Annotated in this window: 29 protein-coding genes; 8 read left to right on the top strand and 21 right to left on the bottom strand. The window is 55.5% G+C overall.

Annotated elements, in window-relative coordinates; all coding sequences use genetic code 11:
* Positions 1–3 precede the first annotated feature (3 nt).
* Positions 4–732, bottom strand: a complete 729-nt coding sequence (locus tag TEU_RS08980) for a radical SAM protein (protein WP_227738700.1) — start codon at positions 730–732, stop codon at positions 4–6.
* A 139-nt stretch (positions 733–871) separates the two neighbouring features.
* Here TEU_RS08980 and cobT point away from each other — a divergent pair, with 139 nt between their 5' ends.
* On the top strand, positions 872–1,864 hold the full coding sequence (gene cobT, locus TEU_RS08975; protein ID WP_050003456.1) for a nicotinate mononucleotide-dependent phosphoribosyltransferase CobT: 993 nt from the start codon (positions 872–874) through the stop codon (positions 1,862–1,864).
* On the opposite strand, the gene TEU_RS08970 is transcribed toward cobT, so the two are convergent.
* Positions 1,848–2,456: an adenosylcobinamide amidohydrolase gene (locus tag TEU_RS08970; RefSeq protein WP_050003455.1), complete on the bottom strand. Its 609-nt coding sequence runs from the start codon at positions 2,454–2,456 to the stop codon at positions 1,848–1,850. The two genes, cobT and TEU_RS08970, sit on opposite strands and share 17 nt — an antisense overlap.
* A gap of 102 nt (positions 2,457–2,558) precedes the next feature.
* Between TEU_RS08970 and TEU_RS08965 the strand changes: the two genes are divergently transcribed.
* Both TEU_RS08965 and TEU_RS08960 read left to right on the top strand, forming a co-directional pair.
* Complete coding sequence (locus TEU_RS08965) at positions 2,559–3,074, top strand: MogA/MoaB family molybdenum cofactor biosynthesis protein (RefSeq protein ID WP_050003454.1); 516 nt, start codon at positions 2,559–2,561, stop codon at positions 3,072–3,074.
* Position 3,075: 1 nt separating this feature from the next.
* Positions 3,076–4,266, top strand: coding sequence for a molybdopterin molybdotransferase MoeA (locus tag TEU_RS08960; protein ID WP_050003453.1), 1,191 nt, complete (start codon positions 3,076–3,078; stop codon positions 4,264–4,266).
* 6 nt (positions 4,267–4,272) lie between these two features.
* On the opposite strand, the gene TEU_RS08955 is transcribed toward TEU_RS08960, so the two are convergent.
* Positions 4,273–4,500: a hypothetical protein gene (locus tag TEU_RS08955; protein WP_050003452.1), complete on the bottom strand. Its 228-nt coding sequence runs from the start codon at positions 4,498–4,500 to the stop codon at positions 4,273–4,275.
* A gap of 422 nt (positions 4,501–4,922) precedes the next feature.
* Here TEU_RS08955 and TEU_RS08950 point away from each other — a divergent pair, with 422 nt between their 5' ends.
* The gene (locus tag TEU_RS08950) at positions 4,923–6,170 is read left to right on the top strand and encodes an HD domain-containing protein (RefSeq protein ID WP_050003451.1); all 1,248 of its coding nucleotides are present in this window, start codon (positions 4,923–4,925) and stop codon (positions 6,168–6,170) included.
* On the opposite strand, the gene TEU_RS08945 is transcribed toward TEU_RS08950, so the two are convergent.
* A complete protein-coding gene (locus TEU_RS08945) occupies positions 6,163–7,119 on the bottom strand; it encodes a transcriptional regulator (RefSeq protein WP_050003450.1) in 957 nt (318 codons plus the stop codon). The two genes, TEU_RS08950 and TEU_RS08945, sit on opposite strands and share 8 nt — an antisense overlap.
* A 46-nt stretch (positions 7,120–7,165) precedes the next feature.
* Here TEU_RS08945 and TEU_RS08940 point away from each other — a divergent pair, with 46 nt between their 5' ends.
* Entirely contained in the window at positions 7,166–7,699 is a 534-nt protein-coding gene (locus TEU_RS08940) for a GNAT family N-acetyltransferase (protein ID WP_050003449.1), read from the top strand.
* 15 nt (positions 7,700–7,714) lie between these two features.
* Here TEU_RS08940 and TEU_RS08935 read toward each other — a convergent pair whose 3' ends face one another.
* The 9 genes from TEU_RS08935 to glyA form a co-directional block, all read right to left on the bottom strand.
* Complete coding sequence (locus TEU_RS08935; RefSeq protein ID WP_050003448.1) at positions 7,715–8,365, bottom strand: peroxiredoxin; 651 nt, start codon at positions 8,363–8,365, stop codon at positions 7,715–7,717.
* A 223-nt stretch (positions 8,366–8,588) separates the two neighbouring features.
* Positions 8,589–10,499, bottom strand: coding sequence for a molybdopterin-dependent oxidoreductase (locus TEU_RS08930; protein WP_050003447.1), 1,911 nt, complete (start codon positions 10,497–10,499; stop codon positions 8,589–8,591).
* 2 nt (positions 10,500–10,501) lie between these two features.
* Positions 10,502–11,080 carry a DNA replication complex subunit Gins51 gene (locus tag TEU_RS08925; protein WP_050003446.1) on the bottom strand — a complete coding sequence of 193 codons (579 nt, stop codon included), beginning with the start codon at positions 11,078–11,080 and terminating at the stop codon, positions 10,502–10,504.
* Positions 11,081–11,111: 31 nt separating this feature from the next.
* Positions 11,112–11,861 carry a DNA polymerase sliding clamp gene (locus TEU_RS08920; RefSeq protein ID WP_050003445.1) on the bottom strand — a complete coding sequence of 250 codons (750 nt, stop codon included), beginning with the start codon at positions 11,859–11,861 and terminating at the stop codon, positions 11,112–11,114.
* 2 nt (positions 11,862–11,863) lie between these two features.
* Entirely contained in the window at positions 11,864–12,025 is a 162-nt protein-coding gene (locus tag TEU_RS11795; RefSeq protein ID WP_169741392.1) for a hypothetical protein, read from the bottom strand.
* Positions 12,022–12,354 (bottom strand): transcription factor S, encoded by a 333-nt coding sequence (locus tag TEU_RS08915; RefSeq protein WP_050003444.1) that lies wholly within the window; start codon positions 12,352–12,354, stop codon positions 12,022–12,024. The genes TEU_RS11795 and TEU_RS08915 overlap by 4 nt, the downstream gene beginning before the upstream one ends.
* Positions 12,355–12,538: 184 nt before the next feature.
* Positions 12,539–13,021 (bottom strand): immunoglobulin-like domain-containing protein, encoded by a 483-nt coding sequence (locus tag TEU_RS08910; protein WP_144244847.1) that lies wholly within the window; start codon positions 13,019–13,021, stop codon positions 12,539–12,541.
* Positions 13,018–13,509 (bottom strand): immunoglobulin-like domain-containing protein, encoded by a 492-nt coding sequence (locus tag TEU_RS08905; RefSeq protein WP_050003442.1) that lies wholly within the window; start codon positions 13,507–13,509, stop codon positions 13,018–13,020. The genes TEU_RS08910 and TEU_RS08905 overlap by 4 nt, the downstream gene beginning before the upstream one ends.
* Before the next feature lie 77 nt (positions 13,510–13,586).
* Positions 13,587–14,870 (bottom strand): serine hydroxymethyltransferase, encoded by a 1,284-nt coding sequence (gene glyA, locus TEU_RS08900; protein WP_050003441.1) that lies wholly within the window; start codon positions 14,868–14,870, stop codon positions 13,587–13,589.
* A 121-nt stretch (positions 14,871–14,991) separates the two neighbouring features.
* On the opposite strand from glyA, the gene rlmD reads away from it, so the two are divergent.
* Together rlmD and TEU_RS08890 are read left to right on the top strand one after the other, a co-directional pair.
* Positions 14,992–16,254 (top strand): 23S rRNA (uracil(1939)-C(5))-methyltransferase RlmD, encoded by a 1,263-nt coding sequence (gene rlmD / locus TEU_RS08895; protein WP_050003440.1) that lies wholly within the window; start codon positions 14,992–14,994, stop codon positions 16,252–16,254.
* 40 nt (positions 16,255–16,294) lie between these two features.
* Positions 16,295–17,083 (top strand): hypothetical protein, encoded by a 789-nt coding sequence (locus tag TEU_RS08890; protein WP_050003439.1) that lies wholly within the window; start codon positions 16,295–16,297, stop codon positions 17,081–17,083.
* A 28-nt stretch (positions 17,084–17,111) separates the two neighbouring features.
* Here TEU_RS08890 and TEU_RS11790 read toward each other — a convergent pair whose 3' ends face one another.
* Together TEU_RS11790 and infB are read right to left on the bottom strand one after the other, a co-directional pair.
* Positions 17,112–17,288, bottom strand: a complete 177-nt coding sequence (locus TEU_RS11790) for a hypothetical protein (RefSeq protein ID WP_169741391.1) — start codon at positions 17,286–17,288, stop codon at positions 17,112–17,114.
* A gap of 54 nt (positions 17,289–17,342) precedes the next feature.
* Positions 17,343–19,145: a translation initiation factor IF-2 gene (gene infB / locus TEU_RS08885; RefSeq protein ID WP_227738785.1), complete on the bottom strand. Its 1,803-nt coding sequence runs from the start codon at positions 19,143–19,145 to the stop codon at positions 17,343–17,345.
* Between the two features lie 84 nt (positions 19,146–19,229).
* Between infB and TEU_RS08880 the strand changes: the two genes are divergently transcribed.
* On the top strand, positions 19,230–20,057 hold the full coding sequence (locus tag TEU_RS08880; RefSeq protein WP_050003437.1) for a hypothetical protein: 828 nt from the start codon (positions 19,230–19,232) through the stop codon (positions 20,055–20,057).
* Here the strand turns inward: TEU_RS08880 and ndk are convergent.
* The 6 genes from ndk to TEU_RS08850 form a co-directional block, all read right to left on the bottom strand.
* A complete protein-coding gene (gene ndk / locus TEU_RS08875; protein ID WP_050003436.1) occupies positions 20,054–20,578 on the bottom strand; it encodes a nucleoside-diphosphate kinase in 525 nt (174 codons plus the stop codon). The genes TEU_RS08880 and ndk overlap by 4 nt on opposite strands.
* 103 nt (positions 20,579–20,681) lie before the next feature.
* Positions 20,682–20,885, bottom strand: a complete 204-nt coding sequence (locus TEU_RS08870; RefSeq protein ID WP_050003435.1) for a 50S ribosomal protein L24e — start codon at positions 20,883–20,885, stop codon at positions 20,682–20,684.
* A 2-nt stretch (positions 20,886–20,887) separates the two neighbouring features.
* Positions 20,888–21,100: a 30S ribosomal protein S28e gene (locus tag TEU_RS08865; RefSeq protein WP_050003434.1), complete on the bottom strand. Its 213-nt coding sequence runs from the start codon at positions 21,098–21,100 to the stop codon at positions 20,888–20,890.
* Positions 21,101–21,167: 67 nt separating this feature from the next.
* A complete protein-coding gene (gene rpl7ae, locus TEU_RS08860) occupies positions 21,168–21,539 on the bottom strand; it encodes a 50S ribosomal protein L7Ae (RefSeq protein WP_050003433.1) in 372 nt (123 codons plus the stop codon).
* A gap of 75 nt (positions 21,540–21,614) precedes the next feature.
* Positions 21,615–22,796: a V4R domain-containing protein gene (locus TEU_RS08855; RefSeq protein ID WP_050003432.1), complete on the bottom strand. Its 1,182-nt coding sequence runs from the start codon at positions 22,794–22,796 to the stop codon at positions 21,615–21,617.
* Between the two features lie 208 nt (positions 22,797–23,004).
* Positions 23,005–23,619 carry an HVO_0476 family zinc finger protein gene (locus TEU_RS08850; RefSeq protein ID WP_050003431.1) on the bottom strand — a complete coding sequence of 205 codons (615 nt, stop codon included), beginning with the start codon at positions 23,617–23,619 and terminating at the stop codon, positions 23,005–23,007.
* Positions 23,620–23,659: the final 40 nt, after the last annotated feature.

The raw sequence follows: 23,659 nt of genomic DNA, 5'->3' as shown, positions 1-23,659 counted from the left end.
TCCTCACCCGATTCTGGGGTATAGCAAATTGGGGGGCTCGCCCTTCGTCGCCATAATTCTGTAAGTTCTGGGCAGAATTTTCATAACCTCCTTTATGCAGCTGTCAACTTCCTCGTAAGGGGGATTCTGGACGAGGGGGTCAATTCTAAATGTGGTCTCCGGGTTCAGCGATGCTATAAACCTCGCTATCCTCAGCACCTCATCGCACTCCACGAGCCCTTTGACGTAGACGGTTTCGGCCACTACCTTCCCGCTCCCCACGAAGCGTTTAAAGTTCTCGAGAACGGTGCGGTTGGAGCGGCCGGTTATTCTCCTGTGAAGCCCATCGTCAAGGGCCTTTATGCTGAACGTAATCCCCCGCACCATGCCAACGAGCTCCTCGTCCAGAAGCTCGCCGTTGGTAATGAGCCACACGTCAATGCCTTCTTCCTTCAGGCGCTTTATCAGTGGCTTAAGCTCCCTGTCAATCGTGGGCTCCCCTCCTCCAAAAAAAGCCAGCCTAACGCCGCTTTCCTTCAAAATCGCGACGACCTCCTCGATGCTCAGGAATTTAACACGGCCCTGAAGCCACAGTTTGTCGAGCTCATTTCTTACATCTTCGGGGAGACCCAGGTCCCACAGTCCAAGCGTCCGCACGCAGTAAGAACACTTCCAGTGACAGCCGTGGAAGAACGCGTACGCGTCCCCGCTTTGGAACTGGACGATATGATAGACGTTTGTCACGTCCCTCACCCCTCGAACGAAAAGGGCCAATCTCAGCCTTGCGACCCATCCAAAGGCACCCGCGTGCCTCAGTTGTCCCTTACTGGATAATCTGTCCAGTTGGAAGGATATATAAACCCATTGGATAATTTGCCCAGAGGTGGTATTTATGATGCTCGTGGTTCTGGGAAACACCGAGATATCCACAGTACCAGGAATAAGCGTTGCAGGTGCCACGCCAGAGCTGACGAAGCTCACGCCGGTGGCCGATGCCGAATACCTCTTCCATGAGAAGCCCTTAACGATTGACACCGTCCCCGTGACACCAGAGGGGCACCCGACTCCCGCCATAATCACGAAGGCCGCGAAGGAGCTCGCGGACTTCCCGGTTCTCATCGTGAGGGGAGGGACTTATCTTTCTCCCCTCATCCCGCACGTCCACATCAGCGGCGCCGTCGGAAGGGACTTCAGGAGGGAACCGGCGCTCCCAGAGTTTGGAGAGATAATCAAGCGCGCCAAACTGCTCGGCGAGGAGCTCAACAAGACGCCGATAAAGGAGCTTGTGATAGGGGAATCGACTCCGGGGGGAACGACGACCGCCCAGGCAGTCCTGTGGGCGCTCGGCTACAACGCTAAGACGAGCTCGGCTTCCCCCGACAACCCACGCGGCCTGAAGGAAAAAGTTATCCGGGAGGGATTTGAGCGCGCTGGAATCGAACACGGCGGGCTTAAAGACAACCCCCTCGAAGCCCTTCGCCAGTTCGGCGACCCCATGATGGCAACGGTGGTCGGCATAGCCCTTGGGTTCAGAAGGAAGGTCGTCCTGGCCGGCGGAACCCAGATGCTGGCCGTTTCAGCACTCCTTAAGGCCCTTGGGGAGGACTTGAGCAGGTTCATGGTGGCTACTACCAAATGGGTGGTCAATGACAAAAGCGCCACATTCATTGAGACGGCCAAGGAAATCGGCATTATGAGCTACGCTGCAGACTTAGACTTCTCAAACAGCGAGTTCAAAGGGCTGAGGGACTATGAGAAGGGCTACGTTAAAGAGGGAGTTGGGGCGGGCGGAGCGACCTGGCTGGCGGTTAAGGCAGGCTTTTCGCCGGAGGAAGTGAGTGCCAAGGTGGAGGAGCTTTACAGGAGGCTCATGGGAATGAGGTGAGACTCCTCCGTTCTTTTGTTCCCTTCCATTTTCTCAGGCTCTCCTCGAGGGCCTTCCTAACGGTCTTCCCAATGTTTATTCCGAGCTCGGTTGCGGTTCCAGCCCACTCGGTCTCGCCCTCGAACGCAAAAACCCCGATGCCGTCGCTTGTCGTCCCGGTGGCGTTGTAGCCGAGCTTCATCAGGGTGTAGGTTTTTGCCTCCGTGGCCGTCATTATCGCGTTGGCCATCGCCCCGACCGTGAGGCCCTCTTTAATGATGAGGGCTATGTTTATCGTTCCAGGCCTCCACGGCGGCTCTTCCCCGGCTATAGCGGGGTTCGTGACCCCTGCGGTGATGTAGGCCCTGACGCTCCCGCTTGTTGCAGTCGCGAGGACTTTTCTCACGCTGGCGGCTGTCATGAAGCCGACGAAGTTGCTCAGCCCGTTTTCGCGCTCGAAGGCGAGGCAGTCCTCCCTGTAGTTGCCGGAGTAATTCTTGGGAACCTGCATGAAGAAGAAGCCGTTCGCTTCAGTAAGCCCTCCCCTGTGAGGGGCGTTGCTGAGAGCTATCATCGGCTCGTCGAAGGGATGAATGAAGTGCTCGAACTCCATGCGTTCACCTTCCTCTAGGGGAATATAACGCTTGCGCAGTTAAACGCTTCCGTTTGCTGAAAGGTTATTAAGTTCAAGGAACGAGCTTACTCGGGTGGTAGTATGGGAGCTGAGGAGCACAAGAAAAAGGCCCCGAAGAAGTTTAAGTTCGCGGTCATAACTGTCAGCGACACCGCGAGCAGGGGAGAGAAGGAAGACGAAAGCGGAAAGTTTCTTTTGGAAGAACTTGAAAAGGCCAGGCACGAGCGGGTTCTTTACAAAGTTGTCCCCGACGAGAAGATGGCGATAATCGGGGCGGTCGTCGAGGCCTTTGAGAAGGGGGCCGAGGTTGTAGTTACCTCCGGAGGAACCGGGATAGCGAGCAGGGACGTCACGATAGAGAGCATCAGGCCGCTTTTCGACAAGGAGCTGACGGGCTTTGGCGAGATATTCAGGCTCCTCAGCTACGAGGAGATAGGCACAGCGGCAGTTATGACGAGGGCAACTGCTGGAATAATCAGGAGCTCCGGCAGGGCCATGGCCGTCTTCTGCCTGCCCGGCAGTCCTGGGGCGGCAAAGACCGGAATCAAGATAATCCTCAAAGAGGCGGGCCATGTCCTCAAGCACGGGAGGGAGTGAGATGAGGGAGTTCAAGACTCTCACGCCCTACAGGAAGGCGCTGAAGCTCCTCTTAGACGACCTGAGCGAGATAAAAGAGACCGAGGAGCTCCATCTGAGCGAGGCCCTCGGACGGGTTCTGGCCGAGGACGTGGTTTCCCCCATAGACAACCCGCCCTTCGACCGCTCCGCCGTTGACGGCTATGCCCTCCGCGCAGAGGACACTTTCCAGGCGAGGGAGTACAGTCCCGTTGGGCTGAAGGTCATAGACGAGATTACCGCAGGTGAGGAGAGCAGGGCAAAGGTCGAGCCGGGCACGGCAGTGAAGCTGATGACCGGGGCAAAGATGCCCGAGGGAGCGAACGCAGTTTTGATGCAGGAGATGGCAGAGCGCGAAGGAGACATCATAAGGGTTCTCAGGCCGGTCGCCCCGGGACAGAACGTCGCGTTCGCTGGGGAGGATGTGAAGAAGGGCGAAGTCGTTCTTAAGAAAGGCCAGGTTTTGAGGCCCCAGGACTTGGCCCTGCTCAAGAGCCTCGGCTTCAAGACCATTAAAGTCAAGAGGAAGCCCCGCGTTGGGGTAATCATCACCGGCGACGAGCTAATCGAGGAGTTTGACGAGGAGGCGTTAAAGGGGGGCAAAATACTTGAGAGCAACTCGGTTATGCTTACCGGCCTGGTTAGGCAGTACTTCGGCGAGCCGGTCTTTTACGGCGTTATCCCCGACGATGAAAAGGCGGTAGGGGAAGCAATTGAAAAGGCGAAAGCCGAGAACGATCTCGTTCTCGTTACCGGCGGTTCTGCCTTCGGCGACAGGGACTTCGCACACCGCTTCGTCAAGGTGCTCTTCCACGGCACGACGATAAAGCCGGGAAGGCCTATAGGCTACGGCGAGAGGGTCTTCATAATGAGCGGCTATCCGGTGGCGGTCTTTACACAGTTCCACCTCTACGTCAAGCACGCCCTGGCAAAGCTCGTTGGGGCCAGAAACTACGAGGTCAGGGTTCGGGCGAGACTAACCGAGCGCGTCTCAAGCCAGCTCGGAAGGTACGAGTTTGTGAAAGTGTGGTACGAGAACGGGGAAGCGAGGCCCATCAAGAAGAAGGGCAGCGGGATAATAAGCTCACTAGTGGAGAGCAACGGGTACATAGAAATCCCTGAGGACAGTGAGGGGTACCTCGAAGGGGAAGAGGTCTGGGTGACCCTGTACTGAGAATCGCTAAAAGTCCTCGCTCAGGAGTTTACCTTCTGGGACTTTTATAATTTCCTTAACGTCCTCTGGAAGTTCACCAATGATGCTCAATTCTTTTTGTGCAATATCTATGATGATTTCCATGGCCTCGCGCCTTCTTTGCTCTAATACATCATGGACTGGATTATCCTTAAGCCATGGAATAATTTCTTTAACATCTCGTTCGGGAGGCTCGATAAGACCACTCGCAGTCATGGCATTATTAACTACACGTTAGAACTAATAACTCTTTCTATTCCCCGGGTTACATACAGAAAAATGTAACCGGGCGGAACGTTGCATTGAAGCTTAGGATTGAGATGTAGTGTGTCGCCCGCCCGTAACGCCCGCCCTCATCGGTGCCAGACGGCGGGCTTGGGCGGGTTAACCCAGGCGGGCGAGAAGTGTGCCCGGCCTGGGTTTCCCGCGGTCATTGCGCTCCGGGACGCGGAAGGCCCTCCCGCGGGGACCTCGCTGAGGCCGGGCTGTCGCCCCCGCATCGCCCCCCGGTTCATTCTCCCCGGGGTCCTCGCGCGGGGGCATTGTTGGTTGAGGTATATCATTTATAACCCTATCCTTTGTCATAATGCCGAAAAGTTATTTAAGGCCACTCTCAAATTTTCAGCCGGTGAGGTAAAATGAAGGACGCGAAGATTATCCACGACGGAGTACATGGGAGCATGAAAGTTGCGGGCCCAATCCTCGAACTCGTCAAAACGCCAGAGTTCCAGAGGCTCAGGCACATAAGACAGCTCGGCCTGGCGTATCTGGTCTACCCCGGCGCAAACCACTCCCGCTTCGAGCACTCGCTTGGAACATGGCACCTGGCAAAGAGGCTCGCGAGTGAGGTCGGGCTGAGCGAGGACGAGAGCCTTCTCCTCCAGGTTGGGGCACTGCTCCACGACATCGGCCACGGTCCATTGAGCCACACTTTCGAGGGAATCTACCGCCACTACGTCAAGGAGCACGACCACATGCGCCTCGGCCAGGACATCATCACGGGCAAGATAAACATCACCGGCGACGAGGACGGGGGCAGGATCCCCGAGATACTGGAAAAGCACGGAATAGACCCCAGGGAAGTTGCTGACCTCCTACTTGGAAAGGCGGAGAAGCCCTACCTCGGCCAGATGCTCCACGGGGGAGTGGACGTTGACCAGCTCGACTACCTCATCAGGGACGCCTACTACACCGGCGTTGCCTATGGAATAATAGACCTCGAAAGGCTCCTCAAAGTCCTTGAAATCCACAACGGGGAGCTGGTGGTTGATGAGAAGGGCGTCGAAGCTGTTGAGGGAATGCTCGTCGCTCGCTCGCTCATGTACTCCAGAGTTTACTTCCACCATACTGTGAAGATTGCTGAGGGCATGCTCACAAGGGCTTTGGAGTTCGCCCTTGAGGAGGGCCACCTGTGGGACTTCTGGAAGATGACAGACTGCCGCGTCCTCGTTGAGCTTGAGGACCTTGAGGGCCTCTCCTCGGAGCTCACGAGGCGCGTCCTTTACAGGAAGCTCTACAAGGCCGCGGTTCTCGCGAGCGCCGAGGAGCTCGGCCCGGACGAGAAGCGGGAGCTCCTCTCTGCTTACAGAAACGTCAAGAAGAGGCAGGAGCTCGAAAGGGCCCTGGCCGAGGCCGTTGGCGCGAGTGAGGGTGAGGTAATCCTCGAGTTCAGCATAGCAGACCTCATGGTCAGCGAGCCGAGGCTTAAGGAGACCGGTATAAAGGTGCTCCTCGAGAACGGTGAGGTTCAGCCGCTGTCGAAGGTCACTCCTCTAGCAAACGCCCTCAAGAGGCGCCAGACCCCCAGGTGGGCCGTCCTCATAGCCTCACCGGAGAAGTACGTTGACAAGCTCCGCGAGGGCTGGAAAGAGGTGCTCTTCAGCTGAAGAGCTTTGCCTTTATCTCCTTTTTGAGTTCTTCAATCATCTCGATGAGCTCGTCAGCGTCCCTCACTTCTTCAAGGCTTTCTTTCGGAATCAGGGGGACTTCCTTGACGACTTCGGTCTTCGTTTTCTCAAGTATGAAGACTCCATCGGAGTTGATTATCCTCCCGACCTCCGCCACCATCTCCGCCCTCTTTACGGTTGAGCGGGTCTTCCTCTCGTCGAGACCGGTCAGGATTCTGAACTCGTCACCCTTTGACACGGCGTTGAACGGGGCCTTCTTCACCTTCACGAGGCCAAACCCCAGGCGCTTCAGCCTCTCAAAGACTTCCTTTTCAAGCGGGCTCTCGGGTTTAACGTCAAGCTTGGCCTCAACGCGCGTGTTTAGGACGTCAATGGGCTCCGCCAGGGCCTCATCAAAGAGCTCTTCGAGCCGGATTGCCACCTCAAGGGACACCGCCTGCTCCCCGCGCTCGTAGTTGAGGACGGTCTTCCTCGAAACCCCCAAAAGCTGGGCCAGTTCGTTCACGGAATAGCCGTGCCTCTCTCTGAGCTCGCGGAGGAGCTCGCCGTTCACCCTAACGTAGAACCCGCCGCGCTCGGCGAAGATTGCTGGAAGCTCGTTGTTGGCCAGAACGTCGTACAGGGTCTCAGGCCTAAGGGCGTACACCCCAAAGCGCTCGTAGACGACACCCTCTTCAAGCTCCGCGTTCTTCGAGCGGACGCCGACTATGAGCGGGGAGGCGTTGAAGAACTTCGCGAGCCTTTTCAGGTCCTCTACCTGCTCCTCCGTTACGGTATCTATATTTGAGACTACCTTGATGAACAGAAGAACCACTAACCGGCTTGCGACCAGGTCAAAGCATGAGCCCCTAAATTCAAGACGGGCGGTTTTGTAGCCCGCACTCCTGAGTATTGCCTCGACGGTTTTAATCAGCTTTTCCCTCTCCATCGAATTTAAATATTCATAACCGCTTAATAAAGTTAAGGTGCACCCTATGAGGCCGGTCGTTCTCAAAGGTAAGCTTGTGTCCCTCGCCGTTCCGGTTAGGGAGGACATCAGAAAGGCATGGCTCTGGTTCAACGACAGGAATGTGAGGCTCTTTTTGACTGCTCCGGAGGAAGTCTTCTTCTTTGAGGACGAGATGGAGTGGTATGAAAGGATAAGAAAAGCAAAAGAGCGCGATAAGGTCTTCTCTATAGTCGAGAACTCAACTTCTTCCCTCGTTGGTTTTATTGGCCTACACAGGATAGACCACCGCGACGGCAACGCGGAGCTTGGCTACTTTATCGGGAAAGAGCACTGGGGACACGGGTACGGGAGTGAGGCCGTGAAGCTCGCCCTTGAATACGCTTTCCAGTGGCTCAACCTGAGAAAGGTCTACGCAAGGGTCTACGAGCCTAACACGGCATCAATAAAGGTTCTCGAAAAGAACGGCTTCAAGCTGGTTGGCAGGCTGAAAAAGCACCACCACGTTCCAGGCTACGGCTTCGTGGACGAGCTGATTTTTGAGAGGTTTAGAGAAGAATAGAGAACTGGAAGAAGCTCAGTCGAGCTTCTTGTGGCAGAACCACCAGTCGTAGCACTCGATCTCGCCCTTGGCCTTGGCTTCCTCGCGCTCCTTGATCTGCTCGACGGTTCCGGCTGGCGGGACTATGGCGCGGTCGCCGATGAGCTCGTTGTTGGGCCACTTGTGCGGGAGGGCGACTCCCTTCTCGTCGCTGACCTTGAGGGCCTTGACGAGCCTGAGTATCTCGTCCCAGTCCCTGCCGACCTCGGCCGGGTAGTAGACTATCGCGCGGATGACGCCCTTGTCGTCAACGACGAAGACGGCTCTCGCGGTCTGGGTTGAACCGCTCGGGATCATGCCGAGCTTCTCGGCGAGCTCACCGCGGTCGTCGGCTATGACCGGGAAGGTTATCTCCTCGCCGAGGTTCTCCTTTATCCACTCCATCCACTTGAGGTGGCTGAAGACCTGGTCAATGCTCAGCCCTATCGGCTCGACGCCGAGCTTCCTGAACTCCTCAGCGCGCTTCTGCATGGCGTAGAACTCGGTCGTACAGACCGGGGTGAAGTCTGCCGGGTGGCTGAAGAGAACGAACCACTTGCCCTGCTCGGCGAAGTAGTCCGGGAGCTTTATCACTCCGTGGGTGGTCTTGACCTCAACCTCTGGGAACTTTTCTCCTATGACGACCATCTTCCATCACCTCTTCTTTTTGTGTGTCGTCTTCACTATAAACTTGAATGGTTCGAATATATAAGCCTTTCGGTTCGCTCAGCGCTATTATCTTTGTCGAATTTCAAGATAGTTTAAGGTGTCACTGGGCAGACATGCAAAAGTTTGCACAGTTTGTTGTCAGAATGAAGGATCAACCAGAAAAGAATCGTCAAAAAGCTTGAAAGAAAAGGCTATTTTTGCCTCAAACTCTCCTCACATCAACCCAAGTTGAGTGATAAGCAGAGGCGTTGCCGTATTTTTCTACGGTCTCGTCCGTCGTCAGGACGTTGGCGTTCCAGCCGAGCAGGGACGGCCAGAAGGCCTTGTACAGGAGGACGACTCCTCGTGGGACGTCCTCACTGAGCTTGGCCTTCGTTCTTACCCTGCCGTACTCGTTGAAGACCTCAACGGCCTCGCCGTCCTTGATTCCCCTCTCGTTAGCGTCGGTCGGGTTGATGTAGAGCTTGGGGTCAATCATGCCGTGGGTGTTGTGGTACTGGCTCGTTATCGTCATTCTGTGGGTTGGCGTTAGCAGGCGGAGCGGGTATTTGCCCCCGAACTTCCTGTACTTCGGGAACGGGCTCAGCCCCCTCTCAACGGCCCTCCGCGAGAAGAACTCAATCCTCCCACTCGGCGTCTCCCACGTCCTGGGCTTTTCGGGAACTTTCACGAAGCCTTTGGCCTTTAGCTCCTCAAAGCTCAGGCCATTGAGTTCAAGAATCTTCCGGATTACCTCCTCGTCGCTCTCATAGAGGTATGGGTTTTCGATGCCGAGTGCCTTTGCCAGAAGGCGCGTGACCTCGCTGTTGCTCTTCCCGTAAAGCCTTGCAACCGGCTCATTTAGGGCCACGTAGCGGTGGTAGTAGCCCTCCGCTATGTCGAGGCGCTCGAAAAAGGTGTTCGCCGGAAGGACGACGTCTGAGTAGAGGGCAGTGTCAGTCAGAAAGATGTCGTGCGTAACGACGAAGACGTCGCTTTCTTTCAAAGCTCTCCTCAGTCTGTTCTGGTTAGGAAGGCTCGCGAGCGGGTTGGAGTTGTAGATGTAAAGGAACTTTATCTCGCCCCGCTCGATGTACTCGGTGAGCTTTACCTGGGGAACTCTTCTGGCCGGCTTCGTCCGTAGGAATGCACCTTCGGCGTAGCTCTTGTCTATCGTTTTCATGTCGTAAATGAAGCCGAAGCTGTGGCCGACGAGAGTGGGGAGGATTGCTATCGCCCTGACAGCCTCACCTCCTGCAAGGGAGCGCTGGAAGCCGTAGCCGATGTGGATTACGCCCTTCTTTTCCGCAAATTCGCAGGCGAAGGTCTCTATCTCCCCAACGCTCAAGCCCGTTTCGCTACTCACATAATGAAGCGATAATGTTTTTACATAATTCTTGAATTCTTCAAAACCATAAACGTTCTCGCGGACGAAATCTTTATCGTAAAGCTCTTCTTCGATAATGACTTTAGCAACTCCGAGGGCTAAAAGGACATCGGTATCGGGTCTAATCTGAAAGAACCTGTCGCTTCTCTTGGCCGTTTCGGTTCTCACGACGTCAACCGTCCAGATTTCGAGGTTGTGCATTCTGGCGAGGGCGAAGCCGTGGAGGTTCGTCCAGAAGGCGTTTATGCCCCAGTAAACGAGCAGCTTTTGGTTTTTCAGCTCCTCAGGATCGAGGCCAACCGCTGTGCCGTAGACGTCCTTTAACGCCTCCTGCCCAGCCCTGTCGCAGACGCCGTAGTCGAGCATAGCGGTGTTGAGGTAGTGGAAGAGCCTAAGTGGAAACGCGTAGTTCACAACTCCTCTATCACCGGCGTACTGGTAAACCAGAACGCTCTCACTCCCGTATTCCTCAATGGTCTCCCTCAGTTTCTTGGCGACGAGGTTAATTGCCTCTTCCCAGCTTGCCTCCCTGAATTCTCCACTTCCCCTCTCGCCCGTTCTAATGAGCGGTTTTTTGAGCCTGCTCTCCGAGTGGAACCATTTTGGCAGAAGCGCACCCTTTGGGCAGAGGAAACCGGCCGTTATCGGGTGTTCCGGATTGCCCCTTACTTTGAGCCTTCCGTCCCTAAGCTCACTTACCATTGCGCAGGTGTCGTAGCAGTCGCGCATGCAGACGGAGAACGGCATGGTTATCCCGGTGAGATTTTTACCTTAAACGCGACCTCTCTCTCAACGAGAACCTTCCCAATCTCCTCTGGCAGAACCGCCATGTCCCACGCCTTAAACGGCCCGTATTCTCTCAGGTCCGGCCCTAGAATCGTTGGCAGCTCTGTGGTGATGATGTAGGCGGCTCTTGGGGCTTCCCGCCGGGGGTATTCCTCTTCCTCCTGTTGGATGACTTCAAACTCCTCAGAACCAAATTCTTCCCCGACTTCAGGTAGCTCCTCGCGCTCGATAAACGCCCTAAGAACCGCGAAAATTTTCTTCTCCTCACTGGTGAGCTCGCCGGGGACTCCCTCAACCGCGAGGTCAACTATCTTGTGGAGCCTGATTTTGATTATCTCACGCATGAGCCTCTCGGCTATCTTGAGCTGGGTGAGATAAAGCCTCTCCTCAACGCTTTCGCCCCTCTCACGGGAGCTCTCGGCGCTCAGCTTGAGGGCCTTAATCAGGCTGTCAAACTCCTTGTAGAAGTCGTCGTCCAGCTCCGTGAGCTCGATGCTCGAAAGCTCTGCCTCCAGCAGTTCCCTGAGCTTGACGATGTCCATGGGACCACCTCATAGAAAAAGAAGGGGAAAATCACTCCTCAACGCGCGGGGCGAGGAGGAAGACGAGCCTTCCTTCGTCCCTAATCATGTACTCCATCTGGAGGGGCATCTCGTTGCCGAAGCGGAGGACAACCTCATCGGCCTTTCCGATGCCCTTTATCATGTCGCTGAGGTAGCTGATTCCGTAGGCGCTCTTGGTCTCCTCCTCGACTTCGAGGTCGAGCAGGCCCTCGTCCTCAAGGGTGAGCTTAATCTCGACCTCATTCGTTTCTCCCTCTGCCTTCATGACGAACTCGCTCTCGGTGGCGATGAACTTTATGGCGTCGCTGACGAGGGAGGCATCTTTAACGGCCTCCTTGAGAACCTCGCCGAGGACGACGACCTTAGCTGTGAACGGGAGCTCCGGGAGCTCAAGCTCAAGCTCCTCAACGTCTATGAGCGGAAGGCGGAACGTTCTCTTTGCCGTTCCCTCGAAGGTTATCTCAAGAAAGTTCTCGTCGCCCTTCCTGAGGATGAGCGTGTCCTTGGCCTTTCCGCGCTTGAGTATCTTCTTGAACTGGTCCATGTTGATTCCAACGGTTTCGGGCTCCTCGACCTCGTACTTGGAGAATATGCTCTCAGGGAGGTTGAGGTCTATGAGGACGACCCTGCTCGGGTCCATCGCGCGCATGCTTATGCCTTCCTCAGTGAACTTGAAGGCGGCCTCGTCTATCAGGTTGCTCGCTGTCGCTATAAGGTCGGCAAACTCCTTGGCACCATCAAAAACGACCTCGAACGGCATCTTCATCCCTCCAGTATTTTAAGCATGAGCCTAACCCTTTCTTTCCCGCGGAATAAATAAGCTTTTCCATTGTCAGTATCAGGAATCCTACGGTAGGCTTCCTCAAGCTCTTTCAGGGCCTTCTCTGCGAGCCTTCTGAGGGTCTCGTGCTCAAGCTCGTTCACTCGTAGGCCCTCCATGTGTACCCACACTTGGTGCACTTGTAGAATATAGTGCTCGGCTCATCTCCGGCCCTCGTCTGCATCTCCCACCAGTAGGCGGTGTCGTTGCCGCACTTCGGACAGGTAATCTTAGTGGTCGGGAGGGTCTTAAGGTCCTGCTCGATGACGACTATGTCCTCGTCGGGCTTGTGCTCAACCTTCTGTGTAATCTTCGTCCTCTCCCTGTCCTTGGCCTCATCAAAAGGCTCCTCGTGACCGCACACACGGCAGACCCAGACCTTCTTCTTTCTATCTGGAAGCATAATGTTACCGCACTTCGGACAGAACTTCATGAGCCTCACCCCCTGTAGCCGAGGGGTCGGTATGTGGGAGGAGAATAAAAAGTTTTGCCAAGCCCAGCCGGTTATCTTAAACTCCATACCGGGTTCCTGCAATCGGTGGGCAAGCCGCAGATTCTCTTTATGGGCTTGCGTCTCTGTGGAATGAGCAGTATCAGTCCAGTTTCGGCCTTCAACATCATCCAACTACCTCAAACTCGGCCGAGAGCGTTATTTCATCGTTCCCGGTTCTGAAACCCTCTCTGTAGATGAGGACGGTTTTTTCTATACGGTACTTCCCCGGAGGCAGGGGTTCCAGAGTCCCTACGGTGCTTTCTCTTTTGGTGGCCAGCCGTATCCTCTGGCTCCAGTTGCCGCCGGGCGGTATCATATAACCGATCATTGTGAATGTGAGGCCCAGAGGGATTTCCCTCCACTTCCCACCCTCAAGCCGGTAGAGCCTGTAAGCCACGCCGACAAGAAGGGTCTCGCTCCCATTGTTGATTATCGTGAGGGTGGCGGTCTCGCCGGCGTGGTAAACTTCTCTATCGAGAACCATGAGGGCGGAAGTCTGAGAGACTCCAGTATTTTCTGGGGAAGTGCTCTCCCCCGATCTTTCAAGACAAACAACGGCCGAGACAATGAGAATGATGCCAATGACACAAATCAGTTTCCGATTCATCTGTCTTCCCCTCTCACCTCGAACTCGGCATGTTTGTAGATGCAGATCTTCTCCGAGCATACCTGCTTCTCGATCCTGTAACTTCCGCTTTCGAGGTTCAGCGGAAGGTCTATCTTCTGTTCCCAGCTCTTGCCTGGTTCCACCTCCACCACCACGGCGGGAAAGACCAAGTTCAGCTGGACTTCAACCCAACCTCCGTTTTCTCTACGGTAAAGCCTGAATCCGTAACCTGTCCGGATGGTGGAATTTTGGTGGTTGGCAACGGTTAGAATCATGGTATCCCCCGGCGAGTACACGCGTTTATCTAGGTGGATAACGATGGAGGTGCCCTCGACGAACACTATGGGGCCGAGGGTTTCGTTGAGGTTAATCTGGCCTTTTCCATTGCCCCAGTCCTCCGGAAGGTTGCTCGGAGTGAGGAATACTTGGTAAGCGAGCACCAATCCGAATATGAGCAACATCACAAGTACCACGCGCTTCATCTTCATCGTATCAATCTTCAAACTTGTGGTTATTAAACGTTTTGATGGTTTCAAAAAGAATTGTAGCGAAAAGGGAAAAGAAATCACTCCCTGAGCGGGAGGCCGTGGTCGAAGGAGTAGTAGACCTTCTGGAACTCGGCGCGGAAGCCGTAGACGTCGCGCCTGACCTTCTTCGGGTCCTCCTTGTCGATGAGGACGCGCCTGATGAAGTGAGCAATCTCCTTCATGTCGTCCTCGAACATTCCAACGCGGGTCATCTCCTGGACGCCTATTCTGAGACCGCTCGGCTCGTTGACCTTCTCAAGCGGGTCCCACGGCAGGAGGTTCTTGTTGAGGATTATGCCGGCCTCTTCGAGGAGCGGTGCGGCCCAGCCTCCAGCAGCTGGGTGAAGGTCGCTGACATCAACTATGACCTGGTGGCTCTCGGTGTAGCCCTTGTCCTCGCCGATGACCTTGAAGCCCTCCTCGGCAAGGGCCTCGGCAAGGGCCTTGGCGTTCTTGACGACCTGGGCCGCATACTTCTCACCGTACTCAAGCATCTCCGCCGCGGTGATGACCTTTCCGGCCATGTGGTGGAGGTGGTGGTTGCTAAGCACACCGGGGAAGATGGCCCACTGGAGCTTGGCTATCTCCTCGGTCTCGCCGAAGCGCTTGTAGATTATGACACCGCCCTGAGGTCCGGGGAAGGTCTTGTGGGTCGAGGCGGTGATTATGTCGGCGCCCTCGCGGAGCGGGTCCTGGAACTGCTTTCCGGCGATGAGTCCGAGGACGTGGGCACCGTCGTACATGACGTAAGCGCCGACCTCCTTGGCGACCGGGGCGAGCTCCTTGACCGGGTGCGGGAACGGGAAGAGCGAGCCGCCGAAGACGACTATCTTAGGCTCGAGCTCGCGGATGAGCTTTTCAGCTTTGTCAACGTCGATGTTGAACTCCTCGTTGTCGAAGGGCCAGGTGTGGACCTCAAGGCCGCGCATTCCGGCGGCACCGAAGGGCATGTGGCTTATGTGGCCGCCGTGGCTGGTGTGGAGAACTATCGCCTTGTCACCCGGCTGGGTGAGGCCGAAGAAGACCGCCTGGTTGGCGTTGGTTCCGGAAATCGGCCTCAGGTCGGCGAAGTCGCTTCCGAAGAGCTTGACGAAGAGCTCGACACCGATGAGCTCGACCTCGTCAACGTACTTACAGCCCTGGTAGTAGCGCTGCTTCGGCCAGCCCTCGGCGTACTTGTGCATAAAGCCGCTCGCAACGGCGCGGGTGACACTCGGAGAAGTCACGTTTTCGCTCGCTATCAGGTTTATCGTGTGCTTCCTCCAGTGCTCGTGGTCCTCAATAAAGTTCAGAACCTTGTCGCGGTATTCACGGTAGCTCATGGTGGACACCTCGGTTGTGCTTTGAACGACGGGAATATAAACCTTACCACATATGTCCACACGTTCAGAGTTGTCCATCAGGCACCGAAGGGTTCTTAAGAGCCCTCAGTAAACACCGGCCATGCTTTCAGGCAGGATAGAGACGCTCAGCGACGACGGCCTTGGAGTCCTTCTCGGCGGGGGCAGGGAGATACACGTCCCCTTCGCTTACCCCGGCGATTTCGTCAGTGTTAGCTCAAAGAGGAGGCGCTTTGGGCGGCTAATTGCGAGGGACTTCGAGCTGATCGAGCCCTCGTCCCTGAGGCAGGCCCCGAGGTGCCCACACTTCGGGAGGTGCGGCGGCTGTCTCTGGCAGGGAATGAAATACAAGGAACAGCTGGGGCTTAAGGCGGAGCTCTTCGAGCGGATAACGGGGATAAGCGCGCCGGTCAAAGGTTCGCCCAAAATCTGGGGCTTCAGGAACGTCAGCAACTTCATCGTGACCACGGCGGGAGTAGGCCTCAAGGAATACGGAAATCCCCTCGGCGTGGTCAGTGTTAGGGAGTGCCCCGTCTTCTCTAATAGGACACCCGAATACCTCCGCTCGCTCCGGGATTTTCTGGCCGAGACCGGACTGAAGCCCTTGAACCTGCGGAAGAGGAGCGGTGACGTCCACTACCTCCAGATACGGGAGGGCAAGTTCACGGGAGAGGTCATGGTGAACCTCATCGCCCATACAAGGCCTTCTAAGGAAGTCGCTGAGGCATTTAAGGACTACTTCTCTTTCGCCGATTCGCTATACTGGAGCATTAAGAGCGATGAAAGAGACGACCCTCACGGAGAGCCTGAACTGGTCGGGGGAAAGCCCCTTATAACTGAGAAAATAGGCGACGTGAGGTATTTAATCCACCCTAACAGCTTCTTCCAGACGAACAGCTACGCCCTCGGACTGCTCCTAAAGGCCGTTGAAGGCTTTACCGAGGGCGGGAGAGTCCTCGACCTCTACTCGGGAGTCGGAACGTTCGGTGTCTGGCTTGCCAGAAGGGGCTTTGATGTTGAAGGAGTCGAAATAAACCCCTCTGCCGTCGAGATGGCCAAGGGAAACGCCGAGCTGAACGGCGTAAACGCCAAATTCCACGTTGGGAGGGCCGAAGAAACCCCAATCGGAGACTACGACACTGTGATAGTTGACCCGCCGCGGAGGGGTCTGAAGGAGGCGGCGGAGTTGCTTGTAAAGAGCAGGGTTGAGAGGGTCGTTTACGTCTCCTGCAATCCTAAAGCCTTCAAACTCGACTACGAGAACTACCTGGGGAGGGCTTACAGGATAGGGGTTGCAGTTCTGGTTGATATGTTCCCGCACACACCGCACGTTGAGGCTGTGGTCGAGCTCGTGAGGAGGCGGTAGGTTTTTAAATCCCCTTTTATACTAACCGCGGTGGGACTCAATGGTTCTGGGCAGGAATAAGAGATTAAAATTCATAAATGGAATTCACCATGGGAGCCACCTTGATACAGTCTGCCTGTCCCAGAGGCGCGGCCTGGAGCTCATTAACGACGCGGTCATCGGAAAGTACCCGCAGAGAGCCGTTAAGTTCGAGAAGAAAAAGCTGTTCGGCGGGCAGGCTCTCTCCTACGAGGTAGTGGACGTTCCCCTGGCGGAGGGACTCGTTATCCGGGTGGTAAAGCGCGACATGGAGCCGGTAACGGCCTTTCCGGTTCTTGAAGGGGTCGGGGTGAGGTTCCAGGTGGAAGAAGTCCTGGAGTGGAAGAAGTGGCCTGAGGCCGACGTTTCTGGGGCAGTGGTGAACGAGCACTCCCCTGCGGTTGCGTTTTACGCGGCAGACTACATCGAGAGAAAAGAGGCATACGTCAACTCCGAAAAGCTCGACGTAAAGCTGGCCTTCCTGGCCTACACCGGAACCGCCGAAGAGCTCAAAAGGGAGACCGCAAAGCTCCCGACGGGGGAAGATGTCGTCATTGACCTCAACGAGGCCGAGATACTCCTCCCGGCGAGCATCAGCATTCAGGGCGCGTTCATTGACGACTACGTGATGACAGCCCACGTGCTTGATTTCCGGGAGGTCTCGACGCCCTGCGGGGACGGCTACGTACTTCTCCTCAGCAACGAGCCCCTTGGAAAAGTCAGGGCATTTGTGTTGAAGAAGAACCTGAAGGGAGAAATTGAGAAAGGGACGAGCATGATGCTCGCAGGCTGGCTCCAGGGGACGCTCTGAGTTTTCTCTTTGAATTTGTTTGGGCTCTTCAGTCGAAGTCCCATATCGTCCTGCCCTTGTAGAACATCATTACGTACCCGCAGTTCCTGCAGATGGCTATCTTCACCTTGTGGGCCGTGAAGCCCCACTTGCTGTCGAGCTTTCCTTCCTCAAAGTCAAAGTCCGTCCCACCGCAGAGGGGGCACCTCAGTTGCTTCCGCTCCACAAAAATCACCACTTAGAATAGGAAATAAAGGTATAAAAACGTGACGGAATTAAGTCAGACCGCCTTCCAGAACGGGTCTTCCTTAGCCTTCACCTTTGCCGTCATCTTGAGGGCCTTTATGTCTGTTTCCTCAAGCTCGTTCTTGAGCTGCTTGGCGAGTATGATGACGTCGTTCTTGCTCAGGTCAACGTAGAGTGTCTCGCCGGGGTGTATGTGCCTGCCCACGATAGCTCCTTCAATCGCTATCGCAACGGCGTCGCCCTTCTTGGCCTCCTGCACGAAGTCGTTCTTGTTCTTGATGGACTTAATGACGCCGACTTTCTCGCCCGTTTCCTTGATGAGGGTTACCCCCGGCCTTATCCTGCCCTCAAGCACCTCGACACCTACTATTGCCGGCTTGCTCCTCCTGAAGACGTAGCGTTCATCTGGGTAGAGCCTTATGACTCCCGGGAAGGTGACGTTCTTGAGTAGCTCGCGCTTCTTCTTCTCCTCTTCCGCCTTGACCCAGGCCTCGTAGTCCTCTATGAGCTTGTAGATGATGTTCCCGACGAAAATCGGCACTCCCTTGGCCTTGGCGACCTCTTCGGCATCTTCGTTCACCTTGACGTTGAATCCCAGGACGACGCCATACTTTGGCTCCTCCTCCTTGACGCTCAAAGCTTCCATAACGTCGGTCTTGCTGATGTTTCCAACGTCGGCCTTCCTTATCGGAATGCCCTTCTCCTGGAGCTCCTTGCTCAGGGCCTCAAGGCTTCCGAGGGTGTCTGCCTTGACGATGACACCTATTTTACCCGTGCTTATGACGACGCTCTGTATCTGGTTCAGGATTTCCTGCTTGGCCCTCTCTACTTCCTCCTCGCTCCTTGCGGCTATTACTGGCGAACCGGCCAGGGCCTCCTCAAGACCAGGGGCGGCTATCTTCACACCCGCAGCGGCGGTGACCTCGTCAACCTGGTCAAAGCGGAAGCGCGGGTCGCGAATTTCGTCGAGGGGCTTCGGCTTGAGGAGGGCGCGGATTTTGGTCACTATCGCCTTGTCCTTTCCGCCGACGACGATGGTGTCGTCCTTCCTCAGCGTTCCGTCGTAGATGATGACGTCTATCGTTGTTCCGAGGCCCAGCTCCTCGCGAACCTCAAGGATTGTTCCGCGCGCCGGCCCCTCGACCTCTATCTTGAGCTTCTGCTCGAGGTACTTCTGGCTGAGACCAGCGATGAGAACGAGAAGCTCCGGAACGCCTATGCCGTATTTGGCCGAAATCGGGACTATCGCCAGCTCTCTGGTAAAGTCCTGAACGCGGTCGAAGCGGTTCGCCTGGAAGCCGAGCTCGTAGAACTTGCCGATGAGCTCCCAGAGCTTGGTCTCAAGCTCCTGCTGGGCTCTCTGGTCCTGCTTCTTGATGTTCACAAGGAAGGGCTCGTCCTCGGCAACTTTCCAGCCCTTTATCCTGTCTATCTTGTTGGCGGCGACTATGAACGGCGTCCTGTACCTCCTGAGTATCTCGATGCTCTCTATCGTCTGGGGCTGGAAGCCCTCGTTTATGTCTACTATGAGAACGGCGAGGTCAGCCAGGCTTCCGCCCCTCGCGCGCAGGCTTGTGAAGGCCTCGTGGCCGGGGGTGTCAATGAAGAGAAGCCCTGGAAGCTTTATCTCGCCCTTCCATATCTTGATGAGAGGGCCGGCAAGCTGTTTGACGACGTCAATCGGAACCTCCGTCGCTCCGATGTGCTGGGTTATTCCGCCGGCTTCCTTGCCTGCAACGTTTGTTTTCCTTATTCGGTCAAGGAGCGTCGTCTTTCCATGGTCAACATGCCCGAGAACCGCTATAATGGGCTGTCTAATCTTCTTTGCCATCTTCATCACCTGAGCATAACTCATGGCTGGCCTTTTAAAGGGTTCGGGGCAAGGATTAAAAGGCCAGTAGTAACTTCCAACGGTGGTCATATGATAGCGGGACTTTTACTGGGAGTTGCCGTGGGGATACCCGTTTCCTTCATCTTTGGAAGGGTACTTGGAAGGGCCAGTGAAGTGCTTGTTGCCCTCGTGGGAGTTCCAGTAATAACCTACGCCGTTGCGTTGTACGAGTCCGGGTATTTTGCCGGCCAGACTCTTTCGGTCTCTGTAGGGGGAGCTTCACCGGAGTTCTTTGCGGGGCTTGAAGTCTTCTTGGGGTTAGTCGTAGCCCTGGCTTATGTGTCTCTCAGGACGAGAAAAGGGCTGAGAATAGACGATTTCATTCAAATAAGCGTTACTTCGCTTTCATACACTTCCTTTGGAATCGCCCTTGCGGGCCAGTTCTGGCCAGGGTTTATCGTGGCAGGACTCATCTTAATCGGCCTCATGGTGGCAATGTCTCGCAGGAATCCACTCAGAGGGCTGGACGTGAGACCCTGCCCGCCGGAGGTGGGGGACTGTCTGACGGACGATGACAGTCTAATGAGCGCAAGGGTTAGGGACACTCTCCTCGTTGGTGGGAAAGTCCTCAAAGAGTTCCCTAAGGCCAAGGAGCTCGTGGAGTGTCTAAAGCATACAGGAAAACTTTCCAGGCTGAGGAGAGTGGCAATATTCTTCGTTTCCCTGCTACCCCTCTTAACCGTCTTACTTCCCCGGGGAGATGCTACTATCTTCGTTGGCCTGGCGGTAGCTTACGCGTCCGTGCTCATCGGCGCCGCGCTGTCCACGAGGAGAAGGCCCACTCAGTGCCCGGAACTTGCAGAAGAATACCGGGAGTTTATCAGGAAAAGGAAGAGAAAACTAGACATAGCTGTTTAACGCTCAAGGCAGTCCATGCTGTCAAGGTACTCCTTCTTTCCTTTTGCGTGCGTGTGGTAGAACCAGTCGGCGGCCTTGCAGTACTCAAAGAGCTCTTCGGGCTTGAAGTAGAGATTTATCTCCCTCTCGGCACTCTCCGGGCTGTCCGAGGCGTGAATGACGTTGTAGATGGCATCACCAACGTCGAGGCCGTAGTCGCCCCTTATGCTTCCCGGCTCGGCGTCCTTCGGGTCGGTGGCGCCGGCCATCTTCCTGACGACGCTTATAGCGTAGCGCCCCTCGACGACCATGACGACGCTCGGGGCCTTGGTGATGTAGTCTACGAGGGGCTCAAAGAAGGGCTTTCCCCTGTGCTCCTCGTAGTGCTTCTCCGCCAGCTCGCGGTCAATCCATATCATCTTCATTCCGACTATCTTGAGGCCCTTTTTCTCAAAACGGCTTATGATTTCGCCCACAAGTCCCCTAACAACGGCGTCCGGCTTCAGAATAACGAGGGTCCTCTCTATCTTCTTGTCCGCCATGGGCAACACCAGAACTTATTGTACTGGTGGTTAATAGGTTTTTTGGAGAATGCATGAGACGGAAGAAGCGCCGAAGTTAGAAACATAATGGAAAAGAAAGAAATCATGCCTTCTTGGCCCTCTGGAGGCGGGCCTCCTGGAAGGCCTTGGTCCACTTAAGCTTCCTCGGGTTCCTGCCCATGAAGTAGTACTTCTCGCACTTGCTGGAGCAGAAGAACAGGACTCTGCCGTCGTTCCTGACGAACATCTTACCCGTTCCCGGCTCGAACTCCTTTCCGCAGTAGGAGCAGACGTTCCAGCGGGCCATTTTCAACGCCTCCTCTTGATTTCTCTCGCCTCACGCTCGGTCTCCCTGAGGATGACTATGTCACCGACGCGGACGGGGCCCTTGATGTTCCTCCTGATGACGCGCCCCTTGTCGCGTCCCTCGAGGACCCTGACCTTGACCTGAGTAACGCCACCGGTGACACCGGTTCTTCCGACAATCTCGATAACCTCAGCGGGGTAACCTTCGTCGCTCATACCTCACACCTCGTAAAGACTCGCGAAATGAACCTTAAACCTTTCGTGATAAGGAAGGAAAAGGAGCTCACTTCATGAGCTCCCTAACCTTGGTGGCGATCTCCTCAACGAGCTCGCGGGCCTTGCCCGGCTCGATGATGGCAACGCTAGCGGCCGGAACCTCGATGCCAGCGGCGGCACCGAGCTCCTTCTTGCTCGGAACGTAGATGTATGGAATCTCCTTCTCCTCACAGAGCGGCGGAAGGTGGGCAACTATCTCCTCGGGGTCAACGTCCTCAGCGATTATAACGAGCTTGGCCTGACCCCTCTCGACGGCCTTGGTGGTCTCGTTGGTGCCCTTCCTTATCCTTCCGGTGTCGCGAGCAACTTCAACGGCCTGGAGGGCCTTCTCGGCAAGCTCCTGGGGAACCTCAAACTTCACGTAGCTCGGCTTCGCCATCTTTCATCCCTCCGAAACTTCATCGTTCATCCAGTTTTGCGAGGGGAGTTTGGGGGAGAATTTAAAAGGATTTCGCTAGCCGACTTTCCTCAGCACGAACTCGCAGTACCTGGCACCCATCGCCTCACACTTGGTCTCCTCCCCTTCCCAGCGCTCACCCGTGAACTCCGTGAGGAACTGGGCAAGTGCACCTGCGTAGTGGGCGTGGATTGGGTGGGGGTAGCCTTCTCCTCCCGGAAACAGGCTCGTGCCCCGGACTACCACCACGGAGTCCGACAGCTCAACCAGCTCAAGCCGTCCCCCGCCGCTCGCGAGGGTGAACTTGAAGATGTCCTCAAGCGACTTCTTTAGATCTGCCTCATACTTTCTCGCATACTCGCCATAGCCTATAAACTGCTTCTTGCCCCAGGTGTACAGCAGTCCCTTACCCTTCTCCGGCCCGAGGAACCCGTAAATGGTCTCTATAAGGCTCCTTTCAGTTTCTTCATCAACTATCTGGACGCGAGCATTCCCCAGCCAGAGCGTCCCGTTCTTTCCTGCCTTGAGCTGGGCCTTTATCCCCTCAATGCTCTGGTGGTGCTCCCTCATCGAGCATATTCCCCTCTGAGTCCGGATATACGGGACTTTGGGCTCGGCAACGCGGAGGGGCTGGAAGGAGCGCTTGACCTTGATTATTCCCCTGGCCACCTCGATTACATAGTCAAAGGGTATCAGCACGGCGGCCAGGTCGGGTTTTTCGAAGACTTCGGTGTTGACCGCTACGAAAGACGCCTTGCCAAAGAACTTTACGGAGTTAATAAGCCTCACTACGGCTTTTATGTACGTCTTGGGGTTCGACTGGAGCGTGTACTGTGAAGTAACATCGTCTATGGCAAGGATATCGTAGTTCTCCTTCTGGAGGACGTCTTTTATGATTGCGGTTGTGATTCCAAGGTCGAGCGGGTTTGGAATGACGTTTTTCCCGCCCTGTCCCCCTGTGCCGTAGAGGTTGGAGTACCCGTCCATTAATGTCAGGGGCCCATCAAGATAAGGCTCGTAGTCAATGCCGTAATTTCTGAGCTCCCTTAGCAACGTCTGTGGGGGCTGTCTGAAGTTGACAAGCAAGACTTTCTTGCCGTCCTTGAGCGCCTCAAGGACTGCCTGGTGCATTAGGATGATATTGTCATACTCGATTGAACCGATGAACGCTACACTTGACCCCTCTTCAACCCCACCGCCCAGCATCTCGTCGAGCTCTCTCAGTCCCAGTGATAACATCGCGACCCCCTGTGACACTTTCAGTGATTGCTTTTATAACCTTTGCGTGTAGTGTCGCAACGGTGTTAAAAATGTTGCATTATGATCTGAGAACAAACAGAAAGCGATAAAAACTGTCAGTAGCGGCCAAGCTCATCATCCCAGAAAGGGTCAGGGAAAGAACGGGGGAAGGACTCCCCGGTTTTCATCACGGGCCACAAACAGACCTTCACTGGGACTCTTTATCATAACCTCTGTATATCTCAAGGCTCCTCCTGGCCCTCGCCCGCGGAATGTGGTGTCCCATGAGGGCGACTATCTTGTCGGCCTGGGCCTTCCCGTGGTGGAGCATCTTCCTCTCGGTCTTAATCTTCTCAATCCTGAAGGTGTAACCGCCGACCTCGACGACCTCGCCGACAGCGAACTCTTCTTCGCGGGGCACCTTAACGCGGAAGGACTGGGTGATGCCTTTGGGCATGTAGATTGACACCTTTATGACCTTCGGGTAGGTTAAGCTCTCGCCCCAGAGGGTCTTAATCTCGCCGACCTTGGCCCTGTTCACCCTCTTGCCCTCTTCGAGCTCAATCCCGGTAATCCTGACCTCGTCGTCTTCGGTCTCAACTATGTCGCCTACGCGAATTTCCTCGCCCTCTGGAAGCTCTGCCTCGCTCTTGAAGCTCCTCTCGTGCTTGCTGACGATGAGAGGAACCTTGACCAGCTTTGGGAGCGTCACGTGCCAGACGTTACCGCACTCGTTACAGCGCAGGGTAAGCTCTCTCCCGCGCTCCTTGATGACCTCAACGTCATCGCTACCGCACTCGGGACAGATGAAGTACTCCTCCATGTCTCTCACCAGAAGGGGAAAAGGGAAGGCGTTTATAAAG

It is taken from the genome of Thermococcus eurythermalis, assembly GCF_000769655.1.
Classification (GTDB): Archaea; Methanobacteriota_B; Thermococci; order Thermococcales; family Thermococcaceae; genus Thermococcus; species Thermococcus eurythermalis.
The sequence above is the reverse complement of the archived record's forward strand: the minus strand, read 5'-3'. Positions and strand labels throughout refer to the sequence as shown.